Consider the following 23,899-nt stretch of genomic DNA (forward strand, 5'->3'; position numbering starts at 1 on the left):
TTTTAGTGATTTTTATTGCGTTTCAGGCTAAAGTGGTTAGGAACAGGATCCTCTCCCCCTTCAACAAATGGGTGACAGCGTAAAATCCGTGCAATACCCATTAAAACTCCTTTAAGTCCATGCTTTTCAATAGCCTGAATCATATAGCTCGAACAGGTTGGCCGATAGCGACATGACGGTGGAAAGATGGGAGAAATGAATTTCTGATAAAAACGCACCAAGGCGATTAAGAAAGTATTAATCATTTATCGGTGACAGCAGCATTATGGAGTTGACTAACTTCTTTTTTATTAAGACGTCTTGCTTCACCTGGTCTCAAACCAGTTAAATCCAAGGTACCAAATTGCGTCCGTGATAATTTATCAACTAAGAGTCCAACTGATTCAAACATTTTCTTAACTTGGTGATTACGACCTTCATGAATTGTTAACTCAACAATCGAACGATTTTTATCAGCTTCTACACGAATGATATTGTAACGAGCTGGTTTTGTTTTCTTACCATCGATGACAACACCTCGTGTCAAAGGACGAAGATTCTCCTTAGTGGCAATACCTTTAACTCGAGCTAAATAGACTTTATCGATTTCATTCCGAGGGTGAATCATTTTATCCGTAAAATCGCCATCATTAGTCAAAATCAAAAGCCCAGAAGTATCCCAGTCAAGGCGACCAACAGGGTAAATCCGTTCCTTAACTTGTGGCAATAAATCAATTACCGTTTTGCGCCCTTTATCATCGGAGACACTGGAAATAACGCCACGTGGCTTATTAAGGAGATAGTAAACCTTCTCTTCATTGTATATTGGGCTACCTTCGACTTCAACCTGATCACCAGATTTGATAGTTGTGGCCAAATCAGTCACAACCTGTCCATTTACTGTTACTAATCCGGCTTTAATCAGCTCTTCCGCTTTACGACGACTAGCCACACCAGCGTGAGCTATAAATTTGTTAATTCTCATTTTTTCTCTTTTCTTTTGGGAATACCAGAGGTTCTATCTTAATCATTATTATGAAACAAGGCTGTTTCCTGATCTTCGATTTCGAGATTAGACACGTCTAATAATTCATCTAAGTGATTAATCCCCATGTAGTCTAGGAAATAATCAGTGGTTGCATATAAATTAGGACGACCGATAACCTCTTTTTTGCCAGCTTCCTTAACCAATTCAAAAGCAATTAATTTACTAAGTGCCCCACTTGAGTTGACACCTCTGATATCGTCAATTTCAAGCCTAGTAATAGGCTGTTTATAAGCGATAATTGAAAGGACTTCTAAACTTGCTCTGGATAAACTTTGGTTAATAGGAGCTTTAGCAAACGTTCGTAATAATTCGGCATAAGCATCCTTTGTAACCAACTTAAAGGTCTGAGAAGATTCAATCAAACAAAGTGCTGAATCCTGATCATTTTCATATTTTTCCTTTAATTTGTCAACTTGTTGTTGCAGGGCTGTGGGTGATAAGTTGGTTAGGTTTGCCAGCTGTCGTAAACTGAGACCTTCCTCACCAGCAACAAAAAGTAACGCTTCAATTTGTGGTAAATAAGTCATTACATTTCCTTTGTTAATATAATATCAGCAAAATTTTCACTTTGATAAACTCTTGCTACTTGCACCTTAATTAATTCTAAAGTTGCTAAAAATAAGGTAATAACCTCATTTAAGCTAGTACATTCTTGAAAAACTTCTGTCAATAAGACTTCTTTTTTAGAAGTTAATTTCCCTTCCAAGTGTTGCATCATATCTTCAATTCGAAAATCTTCCCGTTCAATAACCGTATGATTTTGCTTGAATTCTTCCTGCTTAACAGTCATGATTTTTGAGAAGGCTAAAAAGAGATCAGTGACATTTTTATCTTCTTTTAAAACTGTATCTTCAAAAATGAGTTCTAACTTTGGTTTTGAGTAGTAAAGTGCTCTCTGGTCATGTTGTTTACCTAAAGCTTTACTAAGTTCTTTAAAGCGACTGTATTCTTCAATTTTTGATAAGAGGTCAATTTCAGGATCATCTTCATCCGGCTCAGCTTCAACAATTTTGGGAAGGAGGCGACGACTTTTTATCAACATGAGCTGACTAGCCATGACCATATATTCACCTGCAAGTTCAAGTTTCATAGCTTGTAAGGTTTCAATATAGGCAAGGTATTGCTCAATCACTTCTACAATTGGCACCTGATAAATATCCATCTGATATTTTGAAACCAAGTGAAGTAATAAATCCAGAGGTCCTTCAAAATCTTTTAATTTTATATCCATTAGTCTTTAAAATACTTTTCTAGTGTTACAGGACTCTTCAATCCTAATTGCTGGCTAATCGCCAGAATTGATTTCCCTTTTGATTTTTCCTTCATAATGAAATGCCTTCTTAAATCTTGGGCTGTCACTTCTTCTAAGTCTAGACTTTTTAGGAAGGCTTTTAGTTCCTTATAAAACCATTGCCGTGAAAATGGCTTCCCCTGATGATCAAACAAATAAACTTGCTTCTGATTAACAAAAATTTCCATTAATGGTAGTAATTTTTTGGGAATTTCTAAAACCCTTTGTTGTCTATTTGTTTCAATTTTTACCATCTGCAAGTCTAACAGGCAATTTTCAACCTTTAAGTTTGCAATTTCATTGGGAAGTAAGCCTAACTCAAGAATTAATAAGGCAATTAATTGACCCCTTTTCTGTCCCGTTTCTTGCAAGAAATTTACAGACGTAATTGTATCAGTAAGCTCAGGTTTAGGTTTATCTTGTCTAATTATCTCGTCAATATGAAAATAAACATTTAAGTATGATATTTGATACAGAAAATAGAGAAATTGATTAACTGTTGAGAACTTTCGTCTTCTAGCAGCATCACTTAGTCCAGAAACCTCTAATTGATAGCGTCTCATTTTCTCTGAACTCATTTTCTCGTTAACAATATCAACAAATTGCAACAAATCATAACGGTAGGCTGATTTGCTTGCTATTGAAAGTTCTTTTGTGGCTAGAAATGTTTCAATTAAATCAATCATGTTTTTTCTCAATGCTATAATCGTCGGTAAAATCATGGAGAAGACTATTTAATGCTTTTAGAATTGATTTTCGAGTGATGATACCAACAAATAAGTTTTTCTCATTAACTACAGGTAAAAAAGGATAATCAACTAACTTATGCATGATGTGTGTAAGACTTGAGGTCATTGGAATGGCTTCAATTTTTGTATTAACCATTTCACCGATGTCTGTCTGATTTAATTCCCAATCCGTCAATTGATTCTTAACTTGATAATTTAAAATATCAGAAATACTAATCGTTCCTCTATACTGGCGGTCCTTTGTCAATACAGGAACGCGGGAAAAACCATTATTTACTAATAAAAGCATGACATGATCAGAATTATGAGTATCAATAAAAATCGCTAAATCGTCTGCAGGAATTAAGTAGTTAACTAAATGTTGTAAAATAAAATCTTCAAATTCTTTTGCGATCATCGTTTAAATTCCTTAGACAAAGATGGGTATAGTTGATGCTCCCGATTATAGAAAGTGATTGAAAATTGATTATCATCAATCATCATTTTAACATAAAGTTTCTCATCTACTTCACCTCTTGGTAGTAAGAGACTTCCAGGATTAACAAAGAGTGTTTTTCCCATTTGCCAAGCTGCTGGTCTATGAAGGTGCCCATAGAGACAGATATCAGCCTGAGCTTCTTGGGCAAAATAATCTAATTTATCCCAGGTAAAATTGATTTGATAATGATGGCCATGTGTTTGAACGATAGTTAGGTCATCTAGTCGAATGATATTATCTTGTGGATAGCCTTTATCATAATCACAATTTCCGCCAACAACATAAATACCTTGCCAGAGGGAATCCGAACTTTTGAGTTCAGAGTCTCCATTGTGAAAAATGGCATCCACTTTACCAAGATAGTGATTTTTAACAGATTCTACAATGTCACGGTCACCGTGAGAGTCACTCATTACAATTATCGTTTTGCTTGCCATGATGGAAATTCCTCCACTAACTTTTTAAAGGCTAAACCACGGTGAGAAATGCTATTCTTTTCGTCCGCGCTTAGCTCTGCAGAGTGTTTACCGGTTTCACCAACGATAAAGAGCGGATCATAGCCAAAGCCATTTTCCCCTTTAGGTTGGAATGCAATGTAGCCAGGCCAGTCAGCTTCGACTACTAAACTTTCCTTTCCTGGTGCAGCTACAACTAAGGTTGAATGAAACTGAGCCGAACGATCTTTTTGCTCAAAAACCATGGCTAATTCATGCAATAATTTTGCATTATTTGCTTCATCAGTCGCATCTGGTCCAGAGAAACGAGCTGACCAAACACCGGGCATACCACCCAAAATATCAACTTTCAGGCCTGAGTCATCGGCGATAACCATTTTTCCAGTTAATTCTGAAATCGTTTCTGCTTTCAACCGAGCATTTTCTTCAAAGGTTACTCCAGTTTCGGCGACTTCTGGTAATTCAGGATGGTCATTTAAGTCTTCAACTTCGTAGCCTAATTGACCAAACATTTTACGGAATTCTTCTGTCTTTCCTTTATTATGTGTTGCTATTAAGATTTTTTTCTCCATAGCAAGAGTGTCCATATTGAAGAAAGCTTTTAAGGGAAGTCCTTCTTCAGGCATGACCACCTCTAAAACCTGCTGGTTTTCACAAATGAGAAGGGCACCTTGATGTTCAAGAACTTCAAGATGTCGCCCTATTTCTTGATTAATCATCTCTAAGACAAATTGAACTAAAGCAAAATCTGAAGATTTTTTGATAACTGTGATTGTGTATCCATAATTTTCCCAGTCTTCTTCAATATCATTTGTGTTCAGAGGCGCCAGCTTAAGATTTAATGAGTTAAAGCGGTCACCAATTATATCATCTAAGGCGATGATGGTGTTATAGCCCTGCCATTTCCCAATAAACCAATTCTCATTATCTCTGTATTCGTAAATTTTTTCTGTCATAAGCTTATGTGCTCCACATGTATTTCTTCTTTTAACCAAGAATTAGCAATGATTTGAAAGCTATCAATCCCTGCTGTTGTGTAATAAGTATGGTCTAAGTCACGCTCAGTTCGACTAGCATTAATTTGAAAGTAATTTAGGAGGACTGAGATATCACGAACGCACTCAGCACCACTATCAATTAGAGTCACTTTTGGGCCCATTACATTTTGTATAATAGGGCGTAATAAAGGATAATGGGTACAGCCTAAAACTAAGGTATCAACTTTTCCAACTAATGGTGCCAACGTCTCATAGACAACTTTTTTGGCAACACTTGAACCAGTCTCATTTGATTCAACAATTGGAACAAATTTAGGACAGGCCAAGCTTTGAACAGCAACTTGAGGCGCCAGAAGTTGAATTTTTTGCCGGTAAATATCTGAACTAACCGTCATTGGTGTGCCAATAACCCCTACCTTACCGTTTCTTGTTGCTTTAATAGCAGCGCTAGAACCAGGGAGGATCACGCCTAAAACAGGTATGTCTAAGGCTTCTTTGACTTCTTCCCAGGCAACAGCTGTCGCTGTATTACAAGCAAAGACAATCATCTTAACATTTTTAGTCAGTAAGAAATTAACTAATTCCCATGTATATTCTCTAATTTGCTCTGCTGGTCTTGGACCATAAGGAGCCCGTGCAGAATCACCTACATAAACAATTTGCTCGTAGGGCAATTGCCGTCTTAACTCTCGGACAACTGTTAAACCACCAACCCCTGAATCCAAAAAACCTATCGGTCTATTATCCATTTTTACTACTTCCTAATTGACACGAAAAAAACTCAGCCGCAAGTCGCCAACTGAGCTTTTTTTCCAACTCTGAACAGTTGACACTACCTCTCGAAAATAAAAAGTTTACAAGCGTCTTATTGCAATGACTGTTCACAAGGCCATAAGTAATTGTAGAACAACTCAAATGACAATTATTTTCCTTTAGCTGCAGCAGCCTTAGATTGTTTAACGATATTACGGTAGGTTTGTTGGATTTTTGCTTCGCTAGGTTTTTGGCCCATTTGGCTCATCATTTCACGGATAGCTTCCGGTGTTAAACGTGGATGTTCACCCAATTCTTTTTCAATTTGTTTGCGGGCAATAAACATACCACCAAATAAACCACCTGCAAGTGCGACAATTATTAATAAAATCCATAAAGTTGTTGACATTTTCTTTGAATTCTCCTAGTTTTTTATTCCACTCATTATACCAAAATTATTGCTTTTATACAAATGACATTTGCTCTTTGGACTAGACGGATTTTAGAAATCAAATCCTCTGATTGTGGCAAAATAGTCCTCCGCTACCTCGGCCCGTCTAATCAGTCTGGCCTGTCCATTTTCCTGTAAGAGGATTTCTGCCGACCGCAGACGACCGTTATATTGGTAGCCCATTGAGAATCCATGAGCTCCTGTATCATGAATAACCAATAAGTCATTTGGTCGAACTTGAGGGAGAGAACGATCTTTGGCAAATTTATCGTTGTTTTCACATAAAGAGCAACAACATCGACTATTTCAATGCCTCCATCAGGATTTGAAAGATTTGTAATGTGGTGATAAGAGCCATACATGGCTGGTCTCAGCAAGTTAACAGCTGAGGCATCAACACCCACATATTTTTTGTAGGTTTCTTTACGATGAAGGACTTTGGTTATTAAATGACCATGTGGTGCTAACATAAAGCGTCCTAACTCTGTGTATAGAGCAATATGACCCAAGCCATTTTCTCCTAGGATAGCATCATAGACTTCTTTGACGCCTTGGCCAATAATTGCAATATCGTTGGCAACTTCTTCTGGTCGATAATTGACACCAATCCCACCAGATAAGTTGATGAAATCTAAGGAAATCCCTAAGTCATTTTTGATATCAACTGCCAATTGAAAGAGTTCTTTAGCTAATTCTGGGTAGTAATCATTGGTAACCGTGTTTGAGGCTAGAAAGGAGTGAATGCCTAAGGAAGAAACACCTTTTTCTTTGAGTTCTGATAGTCCTCTATAAAGCTGAGCTTTTGTCATGCCAAACTTTGAGTCTTGGGGATGATCCATGATTTCGGTACCTAACGCGAAGACACCTCCGGGATTATACCTTAAAGAAAGACGGTCAGGCAGGTCGATGACCTCTTCTAGGAAAGCAATTTGTTCGTAAGCATCTAAATTAATTGTTGCTCCAATAGACTGTGCATATTGATATTCTCGCGCTGGGGTATTGTTTGATGAAAACATGATGTCGCTAAACCCAAGTTCCTTACTCATCATTAATTCCACTTCCGTTGCACAATCCACCCCGCAATTTTCTTCTTGTAAGATCTTTAATATAGCTGGTGTCGGAGTAGCTTTAACCGCGAAATATTCTTTGAAACCCGGATTCCAGGCAAAGGCTTGATTAAGTGCACGCGCTTTTTCGCGGATTCCTTTTTCATCATAAAGATGAAATGGCGTTGGGTAATCTTGGCAAATATCCTCTAAAGCTTCTAAACTGATAAATGGTTCTTTCATAGCTATTCTCCGAATTTTCAAAATATTAGAGTAAGTATACCACAAGTTTGCTCATTAAGATAGAATAACAACTAGCCTCTAAAAGAGACTAGTTGTTTTGTAACTATTAATCGTTGCGGCCAAAGATGCGAAGCAAGCTGATAAATAAGTTAATAAAGTCTAAGTATAGGCTTAATGCCATTGAAATAGCCCAACCATCATTAACCTGACCATTTGTAGCTTGATAAACTGTTTTAATTCTATTATTGTCAACTGCAATTAAACCAGAGAAAATGAAAACTGAAACAATAGAAATGATAAAGTTCATGCCTCCACTTCCCATGAAAATGTTAACCACACTGGCAATAATAATTCCAATGAGGGCTGCCATTAGGCTTTACGGAAGCCAGACAAATCTTTTTTGACAAAGATACCAATCATTGACATGGCGAAGAAAACAGCTGCCGATGAGACAAAAGCTTGAAAAACTGTTGTTTGCGTATAAACAGCAATAATAAAGCTAAGCGTAAAGCCATTTAAAGCTGAATAGAATAAAAACAAAGGTAAGGCCATTGGCGTGTTACGGTTTGCTGCTGCACTTGCTACAAAGACTAAGACAAGTTCTAGGATTATGGCTCCATAATAGATAAAAGGGTGGTTGGCAATAATAGCAAACATGTTATCTCTAAAAGGATAGAGCATTAGGAATGAGACAAAGCCTGATAAAGCTACGCCCATTCCAACTAGGCCATAAATTTTGGCAAAGAATCGGTTAAGTCCCGAATCTGTTTCGGTATAAATTAAATGATCGTTCATAGTAAATTCTCCTCTTATCTTTATCGATTATGACTATTTAAGGTTTTCCGTTTAAAAAAACGACGATTGGCCCAACGATTACGCATTGGTGTTGCAGCTTCCTTTACTGCCCAATACTTATCAACCATGGTTACGATATAACTTTCACGATATTTGGGAAAAGCTACTGTGGCTCCCCACATATGTTTCAAAATGATATCTTCTTCCCGTTGATTAATATCCGTCAATTTTTTGGCATTTCGTAATGCAATACGCGGATGAACCCATGCATGGCTTTTATTAAATTTGGTAATACGCCAATCATAGTAAAAGAAATCGTGAAGTAAGCCTCCACGAGCTGTACTTTTAGCATCCCAGCCAAATTTTTTTGCTAACTTATAACTGGTATAGGCTACATTGATTGAATGTTCCAATCGGGTAGAATGATGGTGTTGAACAATTGATTCTAATTTTTGGAAGCGGGGATGGTCAATTAGGTGTCCAACGTGTTCCATAAATTCGCGGTCATTAGTATAATCCATAATTATCACCTCGTGTAGGTATTATAACATATTCCCTTAAATCAAGCTGAAAATGACAATTCCTGCAGCGACAGCCACGTTTAGACTTTCTGCTTGACCAGGCATGTTTATATGGACCAGCTGACTAGCCAGCTCGGCCATTTCACCACTAATCCCTTGACCCTCGTTCCCCATGACGAGTACAAAATCTGAGTAAGAAGGGAGTTCTTTATAGTCAACAGACTTATTGGATAGGGTTGTGGCTAAAATGGACATGCCTTGTGCCTTAATCTCTTGACAAAAGTCATAGACATTAGTTCGCCAGATAGGTAAATGAAAATGGCTACCTTGCATGGATCTTAGTGTTTTTTGATTATAGATATCAGCTGACTTTTCAGAAAGGATAACGCCATCGAATTGCGCAGCATCCGCAGTCCTTATCATAGTCCCTAAGTTACCAGGATCCTGAACATCTTCAAGGAGTAAAAATTTTCCTTTGGCAAGTTTTGGTAGCACTTCTTTACGCATAGCAACTTCTACAATTATACCTTGGGGACTTGGGGATTCTGTTAACTCTTTCAAGACTTCTGGCGTCACCAAATAGACATTGTTTTGTTCATTTATCTGGTCTTTCATTTCCTCAAGAACAAAAATTTTAAGGATTTGATGTTGTGCAGCTTTAGCTTCTTGGTAAAGATGCCAGCCCTCAATGAGATAAGAGTTTTTTCGATGTTTTTTTTGCAAGAGCTTTTTAGCTTCTTTAATGGTTGGATTTGCTTTAGAACTTATTTTCATAGCTCTATTATATCATACCTTCCTGAAGACCTGATTTCAGGCACTTGGTTTTTCTTTTTGGAAAGAAATATTGTGTTATAATATGAAAGAAGGAGGCTTAAGGATGAAAAAAGTTCGCATGATTGTTTCTGGTAAAGTTCAGGGTGTTGGCTTTCGGTATTCAACCTACGCTCTCGCACTACAGATAGGTGATATTCGTGGTCGCGTATGGAATAATGACGATGGCACAGTTGAAATTCTGGCCCAATCTGATAACTCTCAAAAGATGGCTAAATTTATTCAAGAAATTCGTAAAGGACCCTCCAAATGGGCTAAAGTCACTTATGTCGATGTCAAGATGGATAATTTTCAAGACTATGATGACTTTAAAATGACCAATTAAAAATCAGCCTGTGGAAGTATTGTTAAATTGCCAAAAAAAAAGTAAAATAGATAGGTATATTAAAAATTAAAGGAAAATCACATTGAAAATTAAATTAAATCGCATACTCTTTTCTGGTATGGCATTATCTATTCTGTTTACTTTAACAGGCTGTGTCAGCAGAGATAAACAAGGAAATCCTAAAGGAATTATTTGGGATATGCTAGGTAAGCCAATGTCCCACTTTATTGAGTACTTTGCAAATAACATGGGCTTAGGTTTTGGTTTGGCAATCATCATCGTTACCATTATCGTCCGTACCATCATTCTTCCATTAGGATTATATCAATCACAAAAGGCAAGCTACCAATCAGAGAAGATGGCTTACTTGAAACCTGTTTTTGATCCAATCAATCAACGCATGAAAAATGCGACAACACAAGAAGAAAAATTTGCTGCCCAATCAGAATTAATGGCTGCCCAAAAAGAAAATGGCATCAACATGCTTGGTGGCATGGGATGTCTGCCATTGTTAATTCAAATGCCCTTCTTCTCCGCAATGTATTTTGCAGCTCTTCATACAAAAGGGATTTCAACATCTACATTTATGGGGATTGACCTAGGTAGTCGTAGCTTAGTTCTAACTGCAATTATCGCAGTACTTTACTTCTTCCAATCATGGTTATCAATGCAAGCTGTTGATGAAGCACAAAGACAACAGATGAAAACAATGATGTACACCATGCCAATCATGATGATTTTCATGACAATGAGCTTACCAGCAGGTGTTGGACTCTATTGGTTGGTCGGTGGTTTCTTCAGTATCATCCAACAATTAATCACAACTTACCTGATTAAACCTCGTCTTCGTAAGCAAATTGCTGAAGAATTTGAAAAAAATCCTCCGAAAGTCGGAAAAGCTAATCAAAACCGAAAAGATGTTACCCCTGCAAAAGCAAGTAATTCTATTCCTCAAAATACTCGTCCTAATAAGTCAAACCGAAATGCCGGTAAACAAAAACGACGTAAATAACCTTAAAAAGCCTTCACGCTAGAAAGTGAAGGCTTTTAGCTTTCTTATTTTCACCGTAGCGATGAATATTAATGAAAATGTTTTTCACTTATTTATTTAAGCAAAATAAAAAGCGCTGAATTCAGCAACCTTCTTATTTTGTTTTTTCAACACTAACAATTTCAACTTCATATGTTGTTGCAGGTGAAACGATTTGAGCCTTATCACCTTTTTTCTTACCGATTAAGGCTTGAGCAATTGGACTTTCATTTGAAATTTTTCCTGAGAAGATATCTGCTCCAGCAGATCCCACAATATGATAAGTATCTTTATCATTTGTACCAACTTCTTGAACGACAACTGTTTTACCGATTGCAACTTCGTCTTTTGCAACTGCATCTGAATCAATAATTTCTGCAAAACGAATTTTTGTTTCGAGCGTAGAGATTTGCCCTTCAACAAAAGCTTGTTCATCTTTAGCAGCGTCATATTCAGAGTTCTCTGATAAGTCACCATAAGAACGGGCAATTTTAATCCGTTCAACAACTTCTGGACGTCGAACTAATTTTAACTCTTCTAATTCTTTTTCTAATTGTTCTTTTTCAATTTCCGTCATTGGATAAGTTTTTTCAGCCATTTTTTTCTCTTTTCTATATATTAAAGTATTCAGAAATACAAACATGATGCCACAGGCATCATGTTTGTATTTTACTGAATTTGGTTGTTTACATATTTTTCAACATTTGCTGAATGTGCTTCGTAGGTTTTGGCGTAGAAGACCTCACCTGTCTTAACATTGGCAACAAAGTATAAATAATCGGTATTTGCAGGTTTGACTGTTGCGTCAATTGCAGATAGACTTGGGCTATCTACTGGACCAGGCATTAAACCAGTATTCGTATAAATATTATAAGGCGACTTAATCGTTGTGTCAATCGCGGCATCTTCAGCTAGCGTTGTTTTATCGCCAAGTTTATTCATTGCATATAATATTGCAATATTTGATTGCAAGGCCATACCATTTTGGAGACGATTGTAGAAGACACTTGCGATATCACGACGATCCTCATCTGTAGAGCCTTCTTTTTCAACAAGTGACGCTAAAGTTAAGACTTCATTCACTGTTTTTCCACTAGCTTCAATACTATCATAATAAGGAGACAAAGTAGCATCTGTCGTTGCTAACATTTCATCAACTAAAGAACGAATGTCTGTATCTTTATAATAGTCATAAGTTGCAGGGAATAAGTAGCCTTCTAATTGATAAACAGCATCTTCTTTTTTAGGAAGACTAGACAACAAGCGAGGGTATTTTTTTACCATTTCCTTAATGAAGGTTTCATCCTGAATCAAGTTTAAAAAGTCTTGTGACTTAAATGGCGTTTTATCTTTTGTCGATTTGGTATTACTATTATCGGTAACAGCTTTACTAATTTGTTTAATCGTATAGCCTTCAGGTATTAGGATTTTTCCTAGGACTGGTTTAGTTGGCTTATCATTACCACCCTTTTGCAATGCTCTGGCAATTTCATCAAGTGACATACTCTTTTGAAGGTTGTAATAGCCACTTTGGAAATTAGAAAAATTCTTGAACTTTGTATAGAAGTTGAAGACAGTACCGCTCTTAATTAAGCCATTTTCTTCGAGAACTTGACCAATCAATTTATTACCTGATCCAGCTGGAATCTCAACCTGTACATATTTGTCATCTTTTTTATCGACTGGATTAACAGCATTATAGACAAATAGCGAGGTCGCTAATGCGATAATCACGATAATTGCTAAAATGGACGATATAAGTACCATTGAAATTTTCTTAGCCACTCGATCAGTCTCTTGCCGCTTACTATTTCTTTTCTTCACTAAACCTCCAACTGTATGTGAAGCCTCAGATGCTTCATCATGGTTTATGTCTATATCAGAAGTAAAATGAGCTTGTTCTTCCTGTATAGGTTGACTAGGCCTTGATTCACGTGTTTCTTCTTCTTGGTTATCTTCTAAAGCAACACCAATGTCAGCCGGATTTAAAATAGTAATCGGTGTAAATGGAATTGTTTCCGATAAATCACTTCCTACTAGTGAATCTTTTTCTAACTCTTGAGAGTCATCTGATTGGATAACAGATTCAGAATGTGAAAAGGATTGTGAATCAAAATCCTCAGAGCCATCAATCTCAGATGTCTCCAGAACTTCTGACTCACTAGAAACACTACTTTCCTCAAATCCTAGTAGGCTTTCGTTAGCATCCATTTCAGACTGATTTTCAGTCTCTTGTTCACTTTCATGAACAGAATCTTGACTGTTTTCGACTGATTTAGCCATTTCTTCTTGATAATCATTATAGAGAGCGACTGTCTTTTGCCTTGCCTCTTCAGCTTCGCGCTCTTTCAGTTTTAATTCTTCTGCTTTTAAGTCTTGCTGAAGAAGTTCTTCTTCTTTTTCTTTGCGAATTTGATTAGCTTTTTCAAGTTCAGCTAAAATGTGCTCCTTGAAGCTCATTTTCTTCTGAGACTCTTGGCCATCATCTTTAAAATCGGTCAAAGCAAGTCCTCCTAAACGTAATCAATCGCAATTATAACCCAAAACCAGCATAAAAGCAATTATTTCCCTTATTTGTTACTCATTTTTAATACTTTTAAAGGTATTTGCTCAATGCCTTTCTTAGGGCTGCCAAAGCATATCGTACCAGATACCACCGCCATGATTAGAATCTGAAAGACCCAAATTCTTAAAACCATTTAATTCATAATATGAGATCAAATAATCATGACAGGTTAGAATAATACCTTGACGCTTTTGAGCAACTGCCAAATCTTTCATAGCAGCAAGTAAAGCCGTCCCAATCCCTTGCTTTTGAAACTTAGGAGAAATGGAAAGACTGGTAATAGCAATATAGCCGCCACTTTCTGGATTCTTTTGACTGCCGTGAAATAGATGATCTTCTAACTTAGGTTCAACAACAACCGGACCTTCAATATAACCAGCAATTTGGCCATCAAGCACAGCGACCAGAAAAGTATCGGGATTCACTTGCGTTCTAGCTAAAATAACCTCTGCAGAGGCTGCTTCTTCTGGTGAAAAATTGGCTGCTTCAATAGCGTGAACAAAAGGCCAATCCTTCTCTTCGACATGTCTAATCAGCATGATGTTCCTTTCTAACAGAAAACCTGCCAGAGGCAGGATTTTTTATTGGTTATTATGCGTTAGGTTTGCTAAAAGTTCTTCAAAAGAACGTTCATAAAGTTGGATATCTCCAGCTCCCATGAAAACATAAACAGCATTATCATGATCTAACAATGGTGAGACATTCTCAACGGCAACCACTTTAGCAGGTTTGATAATTTTTGCCGCTAAATCCTCAACTTTAACTTCACCTTTATCAACTTCACGCGCTGAGCCATAAATTTGAGCTAAATAAACACTGTCCGCTTCATTTAAGGCCTGAGCAAACTCATCCAGCAAAGCGATTGTCCGTGTAAAGGTATGAGGTTGGAAAATAGCCACAATCTCACGACTTGGGTATTTTTGACGAGCAGCATCAATAGTTGCAACAATTTCAGTTGGATGGTGAGCAAAGTCATCAATGATGATGGTTTCATTGATAATTTTTTCAGTGAAACGACGTTTAACCCCACCAAAAGTGACCATATGTTTTGCAACCAAGTCCATATCAATACCTGCAACATACAAGTTAGCAATAACAGCTGTTGCATTTAATATGTTATGGCGACCATAAGCAGGCACGTGGAACTGACCGATCACTTGATCATCATGCTTGACTTTGAAATCAGAGCCGTTTGTTGTCCGCGTAATATCGAAGGCAACAAAGTCATTCTTGTCATCAAAACCATAGTAATAAATTGGAGCATTAGCAGTGATTTTTTTCAACTCTTCATCTTCACCATAAACAAATAAGGCTTTTTGAACTTGTTTAGCGTAATCGTTGAAAGCTGAAAAGACGTCTTCAATACCAGTAAAATAGTCTGGATGGTCAAAGTCAATATTGGTAATAATAGAATATTCAGGATGATATGGCATAAAATGACGTTCATACTCATCAGACTCAAAAACAAAGTATTGAGCATTGGCAGAACCACGACCAGTCCCATCACCAATCAAGTATGATGTATCAGTAATATTCTTTAAAACATGAGCTAAAAGACCTGTCGTTGATGTTTTACCATGGGCACCAGCAACACCAAAACTGGTAAATTGTTTCATAAATTCACCTAAAAACTCATGATAACGTTTAAAAGGAATATTATTTTCAATGGCATAAGCTAACTCTTCATTGTTATCTTTACGGAAGGCATTACCAGCAATAATTTCCATCTCTGCAGAAATATTGTCTCTACTGAAAGGTTTGATTTCAATACCAGCTTTTTCAAGTCCACGTTGCGTAAAGTAATATTTTTCAACATCACTCCCTTGAACTTTATGACCCATTTGGTGCAACATAAGTGCTAAGGCACTCATGCCAGACCCTTTAATTCCGATAAAATAATAAGATTTAGACGACATTTTAACTCCTTTTAGATTTTCTCAAGACACCAATAATACCAACAGCTTAATAAACATCATCTAAGCGTGTTAAATTTAATTCTTGAGCAATTGTTTTTTCTCTCTGTAAGCGTGTTTCTTGATTGTTATAGATTTGACTTCGTTTTAAAAAGTCGTAATTGTTTTTCTTAACTGGTGCCTGACCCTGATTAGCAGACTGAGGTTCCTTGTACTGAACGGGGATTTCCGCAAGAATGTATGAATCTTGCTCTAATTTTTCTGTCAGGTGACTCCACTTACTATCTCTATCTTGGAAGCCAAAATTTTCTTTTCAGGTACTGTTTTTTCAAGCGGTGCATTATAAGAACTGGCCTTACTAGAATGATTGCTATGATTAGCTTGGTTGTAGGCCATCTCTTTAGCCAGATGAGCTTGTCGTTTTTCTTTTAACTCTTTACGGGCACGTTTGCGAGCTTCCTCAGCATAATTGCGTCCCTCATCGATAGTTTGAAAACGATTTGGCTGTGCTACCTCAGGTTTTGCAGGGTTGACAAAAGCAAAATCACGCGTAACATCATCGTAATCTTTGTCTTGATAGAAACCATGAATATTACTAATCAAGTCCTCATTTTCATATAAATGCATATGACGACCTTCTTCAATAATGGGTTCACCGTCCGCAACTAGTGGAAATTGACCTTTAATCATTGACATTTCCTTCCTTCCTATAGCATTCCCTATTATAAACTAATTATCCATATTTTTCAAAACTTTCCCCCAAATAAAGGCTTGAAAGAGCAAATTTCCTTACAATTTTTCCATTTTCTCATTTTTTCAAAAAAATGCCTGAAGATACGATTTCTTCAGACATTAGGTTTTTACTATAAAATAAGAACAAAATCAGCTGCGCTAGCAGAATTTACGTCTTCACCAGAAACTAATAATCAAATCTAATGTTACTTATAAATTAAATCTCACAAATAAACAGATAATTCTCCATTTTATTAGTAGCATAAACATCTATCGTAGCCTAGATTAAGACGTCACAGTGTCCCAACCAAAAATAACGAAAACAAAATTCTAATAGTCCCAATAAATTAATCCTTATCCAGACCCAATATTTCTTTGATTTCTTCAACAGTCATGCTAGCACGACTTTCATTGCCATCTAAGACTGTTGTTACCAAATTCCTTTTATTTTCTTGCAATTCTAAGATTTTTTCCTCAATCGTGCCACGTGTGATCAAACGAAAAACCTCAACATTCTCCTTCTGACCAATCCGGTGAGCCCGACTAATAGCCTGCATTTCCACAGCTGGATTCCACCAAAGGTCAATCAAGACAACCGTATCAGCGCCAGTTAGATTGAGTCCGACGCTCCGGCTTTCAAGGAAATCAAGAAAACATCCTTGGAACCATTGTTAAAGGCCCGAGTCATTTCCTGCCGTTCATCAGCTGGGGTTGAACCGGTAATCTTATATGACGTTAATCCTAGTGACGCAATATCCTGCTCAGCGATATCCAACATCCCTCGAAATTGAGAGAAAATTAGGGCCCGATGACCATTCTCTTTTATTTGTAAAAGCAAGGTTCGAAGGCTTTCTAATTTACCACTTTCACCTTCGTAATCCATGAAAAGACTTGGTGTATCACAAATCTGTCTTAGTCGAGTAATCCCAGATAGGATTTCGATTTTTTGACGGTTAATGTCCGAATCAGAAGAAGAACGAATACGGTCTTGCATTTGGCGTAATTGTGCTAAATAAATAGCTTTCTGACTATCCGACATTTCATTTGGATAAGTCATTTCAATCAAGTCAGGCAATTCTGGCAAGACGTCCTCTTTTTTTCGGCGCATGACAAAAGGTTTAATAAATCGCGCAACCTCTTCTGCTTCCATTTTCAAAAAGTCTTTTTTAGAAGGTAATAAGCCTGGCAAAACAATTTGAAAAATCGACCAGATTTCAAGCAGTTTATTCTCAATAGGCGTACCAGATAAGGCGAAACAATTGCTGACATCGAAAGCTCTTAAGCTTTGAGCAATCTTGGTTTGAGCATTTTTAATAACCTGTGCTTCATCCAAAATAAGATAATCATAATGTTTTAACTTATAGAGATCAAAGTCTTGACGGAAGGATGAATAGGAAGTAACAGTCACCTGATGGTCCTCTTCAATGACCATATCTCGAACTGACTTAAGCCCATAAGATACAGCAACATCAATCTCAGGAGCAAATTTTTGGAATTCATCAAACCAGTTATAAAGAAGACTCGAAGGAGATAAGATTAAGATTTTTGTATCTGCTTTTAGCTTGCTACTTAGAAAAGCAATGGTTTGGATGGTCTTACCCAAACCCATGTCATCGGCTAATATGCCGCCAAAACCATATTTATCCAAAGTAGATAGCCATTTTATCCCTTGAATCTGATAATCTCGAATTTGAGCCTTAATATCTAATTGTGGAAGAATATAACGGTCAGGATCATTTAAATCTGCCACAAGCTCCTCGAGTTCACGGGAAAAATGCACATTGTCCATCTGAGAAAAAGCTTGTGAAAGTTGGATTGCCGCAATACCATCTACTTGTAAATGACCATCAGCAACCTGTCTAGCCCTTAACTCTTGCAGTGATTGACTAATTTTTTGCGTATCTTCATCGAAAATGACTAGTTTCCCAGCATCATTAATAAAATAAGGGTTGTTATTAAACAAAGCTTTTAAAGCATCATCAATATCCGATTCAAAAACCTGTGAAAAATCAAAAGAAATATCTAAGAGACTGCCATTACGATTTATAGCAATTTCTGGTGCTTCTGAAAAGCGAAGTTCTGCCACCTCTTCTGAAAGGGTAACCTGACCTATTTTTTCTAAATAAGGTATGGTTTCCGTAAAGAAATGATAAAGATCCTGTGGACCAGAAATTTGCTTATACGATTGCATCTGACCCTCAAAGCCAAAATGTCGTAAAGCACGGTATATTTTTTCTTCTTTTTTATAATTACTGGTAAATGGTAAGTGATCTAATTCTTGTTTGTCAGTGACTTTAAGATGACCAAAATCAAAGGTCAACTGTGATTTTATTAGCTGGGGAGCTTCTAACTCAAGATTGACCTTAAGGTCAAAATCTCTAATTTGAAAACTCTTTGGCGCCAAAACTTGACCAATTTCTTGAAAATCAAGCAAACTAGCAGCCAACTTGGATTGGTCATCTAAATGAAACTCAATGTGCTTACTTAAATCTGTTTCAATTGGTAGATTTCGAATAGCTGACACCAGTTTTCTTTGTTTAAGGGTTAAGTGATAAAAAGTATCTTGGTAAAGAATATACTCATTATCAAATAAGAAATGCATGTTCTTTTCTTTGATTTGCAAGCTAATGTATTTACGATGCACTTCCACAGCAAATTGAAAGAGCCCTTCACTCCCATCAATTGGCTTAACGTAGAGGTGTTTATAAGTTTGTCTTGGCCCTTCAAAACTAAAGTCATAAAGATTAGTTAAAAGGTCTATGCCTTCTTCAAATAAACCACTTGGTAAAAAGAGGTTACGAGCATGATTTGGAAAAATAAGGGCGTTCTCACTCTTATCCCAACTGGGTGCTAGACGCCATAGAAATTGAATCAAGTCTTGACTTGCCTGATCAAATTTGATTAAAGATAAAGGCTCATAGTAATTCTTACCAATCTGATAAAAGCCTTCACTTTGTATTAAGGATAAAAATCCTTTAATATCTCTAATAACATAAGAACGGTCATCAGGCAAACGGTTAATCTTTAAAGACCACCAGAAATCGGAAGAAAAAGGACTCCGACTACCAGATGCTGAAAGACGATAGCGCATAGTATCATCTTCATTCATTTTTAAGTGGTCCAAAAATAGACTGCCAAAAGACGTTAATTTTTGCCTTTCTTCCTTAAATTCCGTTTGATGGTTTAATTTTTCAGCAACAACTTTGCCTTCAGCATTATTTTTCAAAAAATGTTCTAAAGCTGCCAAATGCTGACAATATTTTTTCGCTTGAAAAAAATCACACGTACAAGAAACAAGGCTATCGTCGATACTATACGTTAGCTTAAACCCATCGACATCAGCCTCAACAAGACCGTCTTCTTCTTGACTGATGGACACTAAACCTTGATCATAAAGGTCAATTCCCTGATTACGAATCCGACCCGGAATTAATCTTGCCATAACTTCCTCACCTCTTAGATTATCCCTATATTATATCAAAAAGCCATCTAGATTTCCTCATTTTTCCTACGCTTTTTCACTATTTAAAGAATTGGCTACGCCAAAAAAGGCTAAGAGTTTTCCTAACCTTTTTGATTATTTAATTTCATTTATTCAGTGACCTTTACAGCTCAATCACATCCACGCAGCAGATTTTACACTGAAGCATTCACTACTAATCTGAACCACCTTAAATCAGAAAGCAATTATTTACGCTTACGGGCAATTAGATGGATTGGAGTTCCTTCAAACGTGAAAGCTGAACGGATTTGATTTTCTAAGAAACGTAAGTAAGAGAAATGCATCAACTCTTCTTCGTTGACGAAGATAACAAAAGTTGGTGGTTTAACAGAAACTTGTGTTGCGTAGAAAATTTTAAGACGTTTGCCCTTATCTGTTGGTGTTGGATTAATGGCAATAGCATCCATGATAACATCGTTAAGAACAGCTGAAGGAATCCGACGGTTTTGTGAGTCACTAATCCGCTTGATTAATTCAGGTAATTTGCTTAAACGTTGTCTCGTCACAGCAGAAACAAAAATAATCGGTGCGTAACTTAAGAATTGGAATTGATCACGAATTTCCTCTTCCCATTTAGAAACCGTGTGGTTGTCTTTAGAAATGGTATCCCATTTATTAACCACAATAATCATCCCTTTACCAGCTTCATGAGCAAAACCAGCAATGCGTTTGTCATACTCACGAATACCTTCCTCAGCATTGATGACCATCAAAACAACATCTGAACGGTCAATGGCACGCATGGCACGCATAACAGAATATTTTTCTGTATTTTCATAGACCTTACCAGATTTACGCATCCCTGCCGTATCAATCATGGTAAATTCTTGACCTTCAGCATCTGTAAAGTTGGTATCAATAGCATCACGAGTTGTCCCAGCGACTGGACTTGCTATAACGCGGTCTTCACCCAGGATAGCATTAATTAAACTTGATTTCCCTACGTTTGGTCGACCAATCAAGCTGAAACGGATAATGTTTTCATTTTCTTCAGCTTCCTCTACTGGTAAATTCTCAACAATAGCATCAAGAACATCACCGGTACCAATACCATGGACTGAGGATAGTGGGAAAGGATCGCCAAGACCTAGTGAATAGAAATCGTAAATATCATTACGCATTTCTGGATTATCCACTTTATTAATGGCTAAAATAACTGGTTTGTGGGTACGATAGAGCATTTTAGCAACATACTCATCCGCATCCGTTACCCCTTCTTTACCAGAAACGACAAAGACAATAACATCTGCTTCATCCATTGCAATCTGGGCTTGGTGCTTAATTTGTTCCATAAATGGAGCATCTACATCATCGATACCACCAGTATCAATCAATGAGAATTTTCGATTCAACCATTCTCCGGTTGTGTATATACGATCACGTGTGACGCCTTCCACATCTTCAACGATGGAAATACGTTCTCCTGCAATTCGGTTAAATAATGTGGACTTGCCCACATTCGGGCGTCCAACAATGGCAACTGTAGGTAAAGCCATGATTCTCCTTTTTTATTGTCTCGTTAGACAAAACTCATTTAATTATTAACGGCGGTTGGCCCCTTCGAGATGGAATTCACGCGCCAAGTAGCGCACACGTTCCATAACTCGTTTAGCCTGCCAACTTTCATCATTCCCCTTGATAGTAGCCCATTTTCTTTCCAAATCAGCCAGGCTGTAATTTGAAGTAAAGAAAGTCGGTAATTCTTCTAACATTCGGTATTGGAGAATAACTTGTAACACTTCATCACGAACCCATGAAGTAGCTTGCTCTGCCCCAATATCATCCAATATTAAAACAGGCACATTTTTGACAGCATCAATCTCTTCCTTAACAGATCCAGAAGAAATAGCATTTTTAACATCAATGGTGAAAGTTGGAAAATGAAGTAAGGTTGTTGACACTCTCTTTTGTTCAGATAACTCTCTCGCCATAGCAGCCATAAAATAAGATTTACCAATCCCCATATCTCCATAAATATAGAGACCTTTTTGACCAGGATTAGGATATTGCTCAACAAAATCTAAAATCTCTGACAAAGCTTTCATCCGGCTGGCATTATTGATATCAAAGTCCGACATTTGAATATTTCGGTAAGATTTTGGCAGATTAACTAAATTAATTCTTTCCGAAATGGCAGCTTTTTTCTTAGCCTCAATTAATTCCTTTGTTTCTTGGTAGGAAACATCGGCATAGCCTTCATTCATGACTAAGATGGGGGCATAGCCCTTTGCAATATAAGTGACATCACCTGTTTGGTATCTATGGCGTTCCAGTAAGAATTGATTAAACTTAGACAAACTGAGCTTAATTTGTTCTTCAGTCATGCCTTCCTGGGTGATAAAGGCAGCAATTTCCGGATCTGCTAAAATCTTTTGCACCAATTGATTCGAATCAACACGATTCTCAGACCCCAATCTTTCCATGGTCTTTCCAATTTTTTCCATCTAATCACCACCTTTTCTTAAATTTTCTAAACGTTTCAAAGCTTGCTCTTTAAAGCGATCAAGTTCCTCTTGTTCCTCAGCACTTGTGGATTCTTGATAATCAGGATTGCTCCACTCTGGAACATTACTCTTAGCAGGCTTGCCCTTTGGACGCGTCGTCTGTGCTTTTCGCTCTTCAAAGGAGCGCATTTTCATGGTTGCCTCTTCAGCATTGGCCACGCCCTGATAAGAAAAATCATTAGCCATTTTCATCACATAATTTTTCTGAAGATTGGCCGATTTAGTCTTGTTGAAGGTGTAAAGCACCATGATGTTAATCACTTCGTCCAAAAAGCCCATTTCAGCTAAAGTCACAAGTAAGTTTCGTTCATCCTTAGTGACAGTTGCCCGTCTCACCTTTTTTATTTTTTCTAAGAATAGCTGCGCATTGTCAGCTTTTGCCTCCCGGATAACCGCTAATTCCGCTTGGCTAAAGTCGCTAGTCGCTTGCGGTGCTGCCAACTCTTGTTTCTTCTGGGTGACGATCCGTGTGGGTGAAATTTTGTAGTTGATAGCTGTTGCTTTGGCTAGTTGATAGGTATCAAACCAGGTCATCTTATACTCTTCAGAAATGCTAAAAAGTTTAACCACATCTTCCTGTTCATTAGCAAACTGAAGCCCATCACGAGTCATCAATTGTTTAAAGCTGTCCAAATCAAAGGATACCTTAGATTTTGTCGTCTTAACGGTTTTTGGCGTTTGTGATTGGAATTTACCAAATAAATCAGAAAATTTCTTAGAAATATCCTGCGCATCTTTAGGAATTTTGATATCCATTTCCGAAACAGCAAGTTCACCAATTTTTTGCTCAAGTAGGCGGCGCAAGATAGGATTACTGATAAATTCATCAACCTCAAGTGCGGCATTTAATTTTAGCAAATAATGATCTAGCTTTTTATAAAAAACAAGTAAATCCATAGCTGTCAAAAGTGCCAAGGCTTCTTCAAAACGATTCATTCCAAATTGAAGATGATTGAGAATTTCAGTAAATTTATGTTCTCGACGACCTTCATCAGAAAATTGAATCAAATAATTGTAAAGTGCTAAGGCATCATTTCCGATAATAGGTTGATAGACTTTAATGAGACTGTTAGCATTGAAAGCTATTTTATTATGTTTTAGGTAATAAAAAGTATCATTTGGTTTCATTAGTCACGCTACTTTTCTTTCCTCGTACACGGGTTGTAATTTGTTGTAAGAGCTCTTCAATCTCGTCAACATCTTTAAAGCTCTTGTAGACGCTGGCAAAACGAACATAAGTAATCTCATCTAGTTCAGCCAGTTCTTCCATGACCAAGTTACCAATAGCCGTACTTGAGACCTCGTTTTCATAATCAGCACGAACCTTTTGTTCAATCCGAGAAATCAAATTCTCAATATCAGTACTTGAAACAGGTCTTTTCTGAGCACTCTGAACAACCCCATTGAGAATTTTATCTCGTGAAAATTGCTCCCTCGTACCGTCTTTTTTGATAACCAATAAAGGGAGTTCTTCTAAGCGCTCAAAAGTTGTAAACCGTGTATGACATTTCTCACATTCTCTACGACGTCTGATTGTGTTCCCATCTTCTGCTTGACGACTATCAACAACACTTGATTTATTATAGTTACATTTTGGACAACGCACGAAAAACACCCCAATTCTACGGAAATAATCTAGTACTCTATTTTACCATAAAAACAAAGATAACAAAAGCTAGGACTCCCCTC

22 protein-coding genes and 4 pseudogenes are annotated in these 23,899 nt (G+C 37.2%); 2 read left to right on the forward strand and 24 right to left on the reverse strand.

The features are described 5' to 3' along the window. Positions 1–2 precede the first annotated feature (2 nt). The 14 genes and pseudogenes from yidD to AT575_RS06750 all read right to left on the reverse strand — a co-directional run bounded on the left by yidD (position 3) and on the right by AT575_RS06750 (position 9,581). A complete protein-coding gene (yidD, locus tag AT575_RS06685; protein WP_102777727.1) occupies positions 3–242 on the reverse strand; it encodes a membrane protein insertion efficiency factor YidD in 240 nt (79 codons plus the stop codon). Continuing rightward, positions 242–964: a pseudouridine synthase gene (locus AT575_RS06690; RefSeq protein ID WP_071793604.1), complete on the reverse strand. Its 723-nt coding sequence runs from the start codon at positions 962–964 to the stop codon at positions 242–244. Before AT575_RS06690 ends, yidD begins: the two co-directional genes overlap by 1 nt. Before the next feature lie 38 nt (positions 965–1,002). Beyond that, positions 1,003–1,554, reverse strand: a complete 552-nt coding sequence (gene scpB / locus AT575_RS06695) for an SMC-Scp complex subunit ScpB (protein ID WP_102777683.1) — start codon at positions 1,552–1,554, stop codon at positions 1,003–1,005. After that, the gene (locus tag AT575_RS06700) at positions 1,554–2,258 is read right to left on the reverse strand and encodes a segregation/condensation protein A (protein ID WP_102777684.1); all 705 of its coding nucleotides are present in this window, start codon (positions 2,256–2,258) and stop codon (positions 1,554–1,556) included. Before AT575_RS06700 ends, scpB begins: the two co-directional genes overlap by 1 nt. Then, the gene (gene xerD, locus AT575_RS06705; RefSeq protein ID WP_102777685.1) at positions 2,258–3,004 is read right to left on the reverse strand and encodes a site-specific tyrosine recombinase XerD; all 747 of its coding nucleotides are present in this window, start codon (positions 3,002–3,004) and stop codon (positions 2,258–2,260) included. The genes AT575_RS06700 and xerD overlap by 1 nt, the downstream gene beginning before the upstream one ends. Continuing rightward, a complete protein-coding gene (cbpB, locus tag AT575_RS06710; protein WP_102777686.1) occupies positions 2,997–3,464 on the reverse strand; it encodes a cyclic-di-AMP-binding protein CbpB in 468 nt (155 codons plus the stop codon). Before cbpB ends, xerD begins: the two co-directional genes overlap by 8 nt. After that, positions 3,461–3,982, reverse strand: coding sequence for a metallophosphoesterase (locus AT575_RS06715; protein ID WP_102777687.1), 522 nt, complete (start codon positions 3,980–3,982; stop codon positions 3,461–3,463). The genes cbpB and AT575_RS06715 overlap by 4 nt, the downstream gene beginning before the upstream one ends. Next, on the reverse strand, positions 3,964–4,956 hold the full coding sequence (locus AT575_RS06720; protein ID WP_102777688.1) for a nucleoside-triphosphate diphosphatase: 993 nt from the start codon (positions 4,954–4,956) through the stop codon (positions 3,964–3,966). The genes AT575_RS06715 and AT575_RS06720 overlap by 19 nt, the downstream gene beginning before the upstream one ends. Continuing rightward, a complete protein-coding gene (racE, locus tag AT575_RS06725) occupies positions 4,953–5,747 on the reverse strand; it encodes a glutamate racemase (RefSeq protein ID WP_102777689.1) in 795 nt (264 codons plus the stop codon). The genes AT575_RS06720 and racE overlap by 4 nt, the downstream gene beginning before the upstream one ends. A 173-nt stretch (positions 5,748–5,920) precedes the next feature. Then, entirely contained in the window at positions 5,921–6,160 is a 240-nt protein-coding gene (locus tag AT575_RS06730; protein WP_102777690.1) for a YneF family protein, read from the reverse strand. 93 nt (positions 6,161–6,253) lie between these two features. Beyond that, positions 6,254–7,491: pseudogene (locus AT575_RS06735) on the reverse strand (diaminopimelate decarboxylase). Positions 7,492–7,597: 106 nt separating this feature from the next. Continuing rightward, positions 7,598–8,286, reverse strand: a pseudogene (locus tag AT575_RS06740) (Bax inhibitor-1/YccA family protein). Between the two features lie 20 nt (positions 8,287–8,306). Next, positions 8,307–8,807 (reverse strand): HD domain-containing protein, encoded by a 501-nt coding sequence (locus AT575_RS06745; RefSeq protein ID WP_102777691.1) that lies wholly within the window; start codon positions 8,805–8,807, stop codon positions 8,307–8,309. A 36-nt stretch (positions 8,808–8,843) separates the two neighbouring features. After that, positions 8,844–9,581 (reverse strand): TrmH family RNA methyltransferase, encoded by a 738-nt coding sequence (locus AT575_RS06750; protein WP_102777692.1) that lies wholly within the window; start codon positions 9,579–9,581, stop codon positions 8,844–8,846. 103 nt (positions 9,582–9,684) lie between these two features. Here AT575_RS06750 and AT575_RS06755 point away from each other — a divergent pair, with 103 nt between their 5' ends. Continuing rightward, on the forward strand, positions 9,685–9,963 hold the full coding sequence (locus AT575_RS06755) for an acylphosphatase (RefSeq protein WP_102777693.1): 279 nt from the start codon (positions 9,685–9,687) through the stop codon (positions 9,961–9,963). Between the two features lie 82 nt (positions 9,964–10,045). Further along, on the forward strand, positions 10,046–10,975 hold the full coding sequence (gene yidC / locus AT575_RS06760) for a membrane protein insertase YidC (protein WP_102777694.1): 930 nt from the start codon (positions 10,046–10,048) through the stop codon (positions 10,973–10,975). Positions 10,976–11,108: 133 nt separating this feature from the next. Here the strand turns inward: yidC and greA are convergent, their stop codons facing one another. The 10 genes and pseudogenes from greA to nrdR all read right to left on the reverse strand — a co-directional run bounded on the left by greA (position 11,109) and on the right by nrdR (position 23,816). Continuing rightward, the gene (gene greA, locus AT575_RS06765; protein WP_003083977.1) at positions 11,109–11,591 is read right to left on the reverse strand and encodes a transcription elongation factor GreA; all 483 of its coding nucleotides are present in this window, start codon (positions 11,589–11,591) and stop codon (positions 11,109–11,111) included. Between the two features lie 71 nt (positions 11,592–11,662). Then, on the reverse strand, positions 11,663–13,495 hold the full coding sequence (gene mltG / locus AT575_RS06770; RefSeq protein WP_245871503.1) for an endolytic transglycosylase MltG: 1,833 nt from the start codon (positions 13,493–13,495) through the stop codon (positions 11,663–11,665). A gap of 120 nt (positions 13,496–13,615) precedes the next feature. Then, complete coding sequence (locus AT575_RS06775; RefSeq protein ID WP_165778655.1) at positions 13,616–14,098, reverse strand: GNAT family N-acetyltransferase; 483 nt, start codon at positions 14,096–14,098, stop codon at positions 13,616–13,618. A gap of 42 nt (positions 14,099–14,140) precedes the next feature. Continuing rightward, the gene (murC, locus tag AT575_RS06780; RefSeq protein WP_102777696.1) at positions 14,141–15,475 is read right to left on the reverse strand and encodes a UDP-N-acetylmuramate--L-alanine ligase; all 1,335 of its coding nucleotides are present in this window, start codon (positions 15,473–15,475) and stop codon (positions 14,141–14,143) included. Positions 15,476–15,521: 46 nt separating this feature from the next. Continuing rightward, positions 15,522–16,162: pseudogene (zapJ, locus tag AT575_RS06785) on the reverse strand (divisome accessory protein ZapJ). Between the two features lie 389 nt (positions 16,163–16,551). Continuing rightward, positions 16,552–19,646: pseudogene (locus AT575_RS06790) on the reverse strand (pilus expression-regulating Snf2 family helicase). A gap of 245 nt (positions 19,647–19,891) precedes the next feature. Further along, positions 19,892–21,202 (reverse strand): ribosome biogenesis GTPase Der, encoded by a 1,311-nt coding sequence (der, locus tag AT575_RS06795; RefSeq protein WP_071793625.1) that lies wholly within the window; start codon positions 21,200–21,202, stop codon positions 19,892–19,894. A 45-nt stretch (positions 21,203–21,247) separates the two neighbouring features. Next, positions 21,248–22,150, reverse strand: a complete 903-nt coding sequence (gene dnaI / locus AT575_RS06800) for a primosomal protein DnaI (protein ID WP_102777697.1) — start codon at positions 22,148–22,150, stop codon at positions 21,248–21,250. Beyond that, positions 22,151–23,338: a replication initiation and membrane attachment family protein gene (locus tag AT575_RS06805; protein ID WP_102777698.1), complete on the reverse strand. Its 1,188-nt coding sequence runs from the start codon at positions 23,336–23,338 to the stop codon at positions 22,151–22,153. Continuing rightward, the gene (gene nrdR, locus AT575_RS06810; RefSeq protein ID WP_071793628.1) at positions 23,325–23,816 is read right to left on the reverse strand and encodes a transcriptional regulator NrdR; all 492 of its coding nucleotides are present in this window, start codon (positions 23,814–23,816) and stop codon (positions 23,325–23,327) included. Before nrdR ends, AT575_RS06805 begins: the two co-directional genes overlap by 14 nt. Positions 23,817–23,899 lie beyond the last annotated feature (83 nt).

It is taken from the genome of Streptococcus penaeicida (assembly GCF_002887775.1).
In the GTDB taxonomy this organism is placed as follows: domain Bacteria; phylum Bacillota; class Bacilli; order Lactobacillales; family Streptococcaceae; genus Streptococcus; species Streptococcus penaeicida.

What these genes read in the sequence shown, in the direction of transcription:
- AT575_RS06745 (WP_102777691.1), bottom strand. Translation starts at nt 8,807, where the DNA reads ATGGATTATACTAATGACCGCGAATTTATGGAACACGTTGGACACCTA.
- scpB (WP_102777683.1), bottom strand. Translation starts at nt 1,554, where the DNA reads ATGACTTATTTACCACAAATTGAAGCGTTACTTTTTGTTGCTGGTGAG.
- AT575_RS06775 (WP_165778655.1), bottom strand. Translation starts at nt 14,098, where the DNA reads ATGCTGATTAGACATGTCGAAGAGAAGGATTGGCCTTTTGTTCACGCT.
- racE (WP_102777689.1), bottom strand. Translation starts at nt 5,747, where the DNA reads ATGGATAATAGACCGATAGGTTTTTTGGATTCAGGGGTTGGTGGTTTA.
- AT575_RS06730 (WP_102777690.1), bottom strand. Translation starts at nt 6,160, where the DNA reads ATGTCAACAACTTTATGGATTTTATTAATAATTGTCGCACTTGCAGGT.
- AT575_RS06700 (WP_102777684.1), bottom strand. Translation starts at nt 2,258, where the DNA reads ATGGATATAAAATTAAAAGATTTTGAAGGACCTCTGGATTTATTACTT.
- AT575_RS06715 (WP_102777687.1), bottom strand. Translation starts at nt 3,982, where the DNA reads ATGGCAAGCAAAACGATAATTGTAATGAGTGACTCTCACGGTGACCGT.
- xerD (WP_102777685.1), bottom strand. Translation starts at nt 3,004, where the DNA reads ATGATTGATTTAATTGAAACATTTCTAGCCACAAAAGAACTTTCAATA.
- dnaI (WP_102777697.1), bottom strand. Translation starts at nt 22,150, where the DNA reads ATGGAAAAAATTGGAAAGACCATGGAAAGATTGGGGTCTGAGAATCGT.
- cbpB (WP_102777686.1), bottom strand. Translation starts at nt 3,464, where the DNA reads ATGATCGCAAAAGAATTTGAAGATTTTATTTTACAACATTTAGTTAAC.
- AT575_RS06720 (WP_102777688.1), bottom strand. Translation starts at nt 4,956, where the DNA reads ATGACAGAAAAAATTTACGAATACAGAGATAATGAGAATTGGTTTATT.
- AT575_RS06690 (WP_071793604.1), bottom strand. Translation starts at nt 964, where the DNA reads ATGAGAATTAACAAATTTATAGCTCACGCTGGTGTGGCTAGTCGTCGT.
- greA (WP_003083977.1), bottom strand. Translation starts at nt 11,591, where the DNA reads ATGGCTGAAAAAACTTATCCAATGACGGAAATTGAAAAAGAACAATTA.
- AT575_RS06755 (WP_102777693.1), top strand. Translation starts at nt 9,685, where the DNA reads ATGAAAAAAGTTCGCATGATTGTTTCTGGTAAAGTTCAGGGTGTTGGC.
- murC (WP_102777696.1), bottom strand. Translation starts at nt 15,475, where the DNA reads ATGTCGTCTAAATCTTATTATTTTATCGGAATTAAAGGGTCTGGCATG.
- AT575_RS06805 (WP_102777698.1), bottom strand. Translation starts at nt 23,338, where the DNA reads ATGAAACCAAATGATACTTTTTATTACCTAAAACATAATAAAATAGCT.
- der (WP_071793625.1), bottom strand. Translation starts at nt 21,202, where the DNA reads ATGGCTTTACCTACAGTTGCCATTGTTGGACGCCCGAATGTGGGCAAG.
- AT575_RS06750 (WP_102777692.1), bottom strand. Translation starts at nt 9,581, where the DNA reads ATGAAAATAAGTTCTAAAGCAAATCCAACCATTAAAGAAGCTAAAAAG.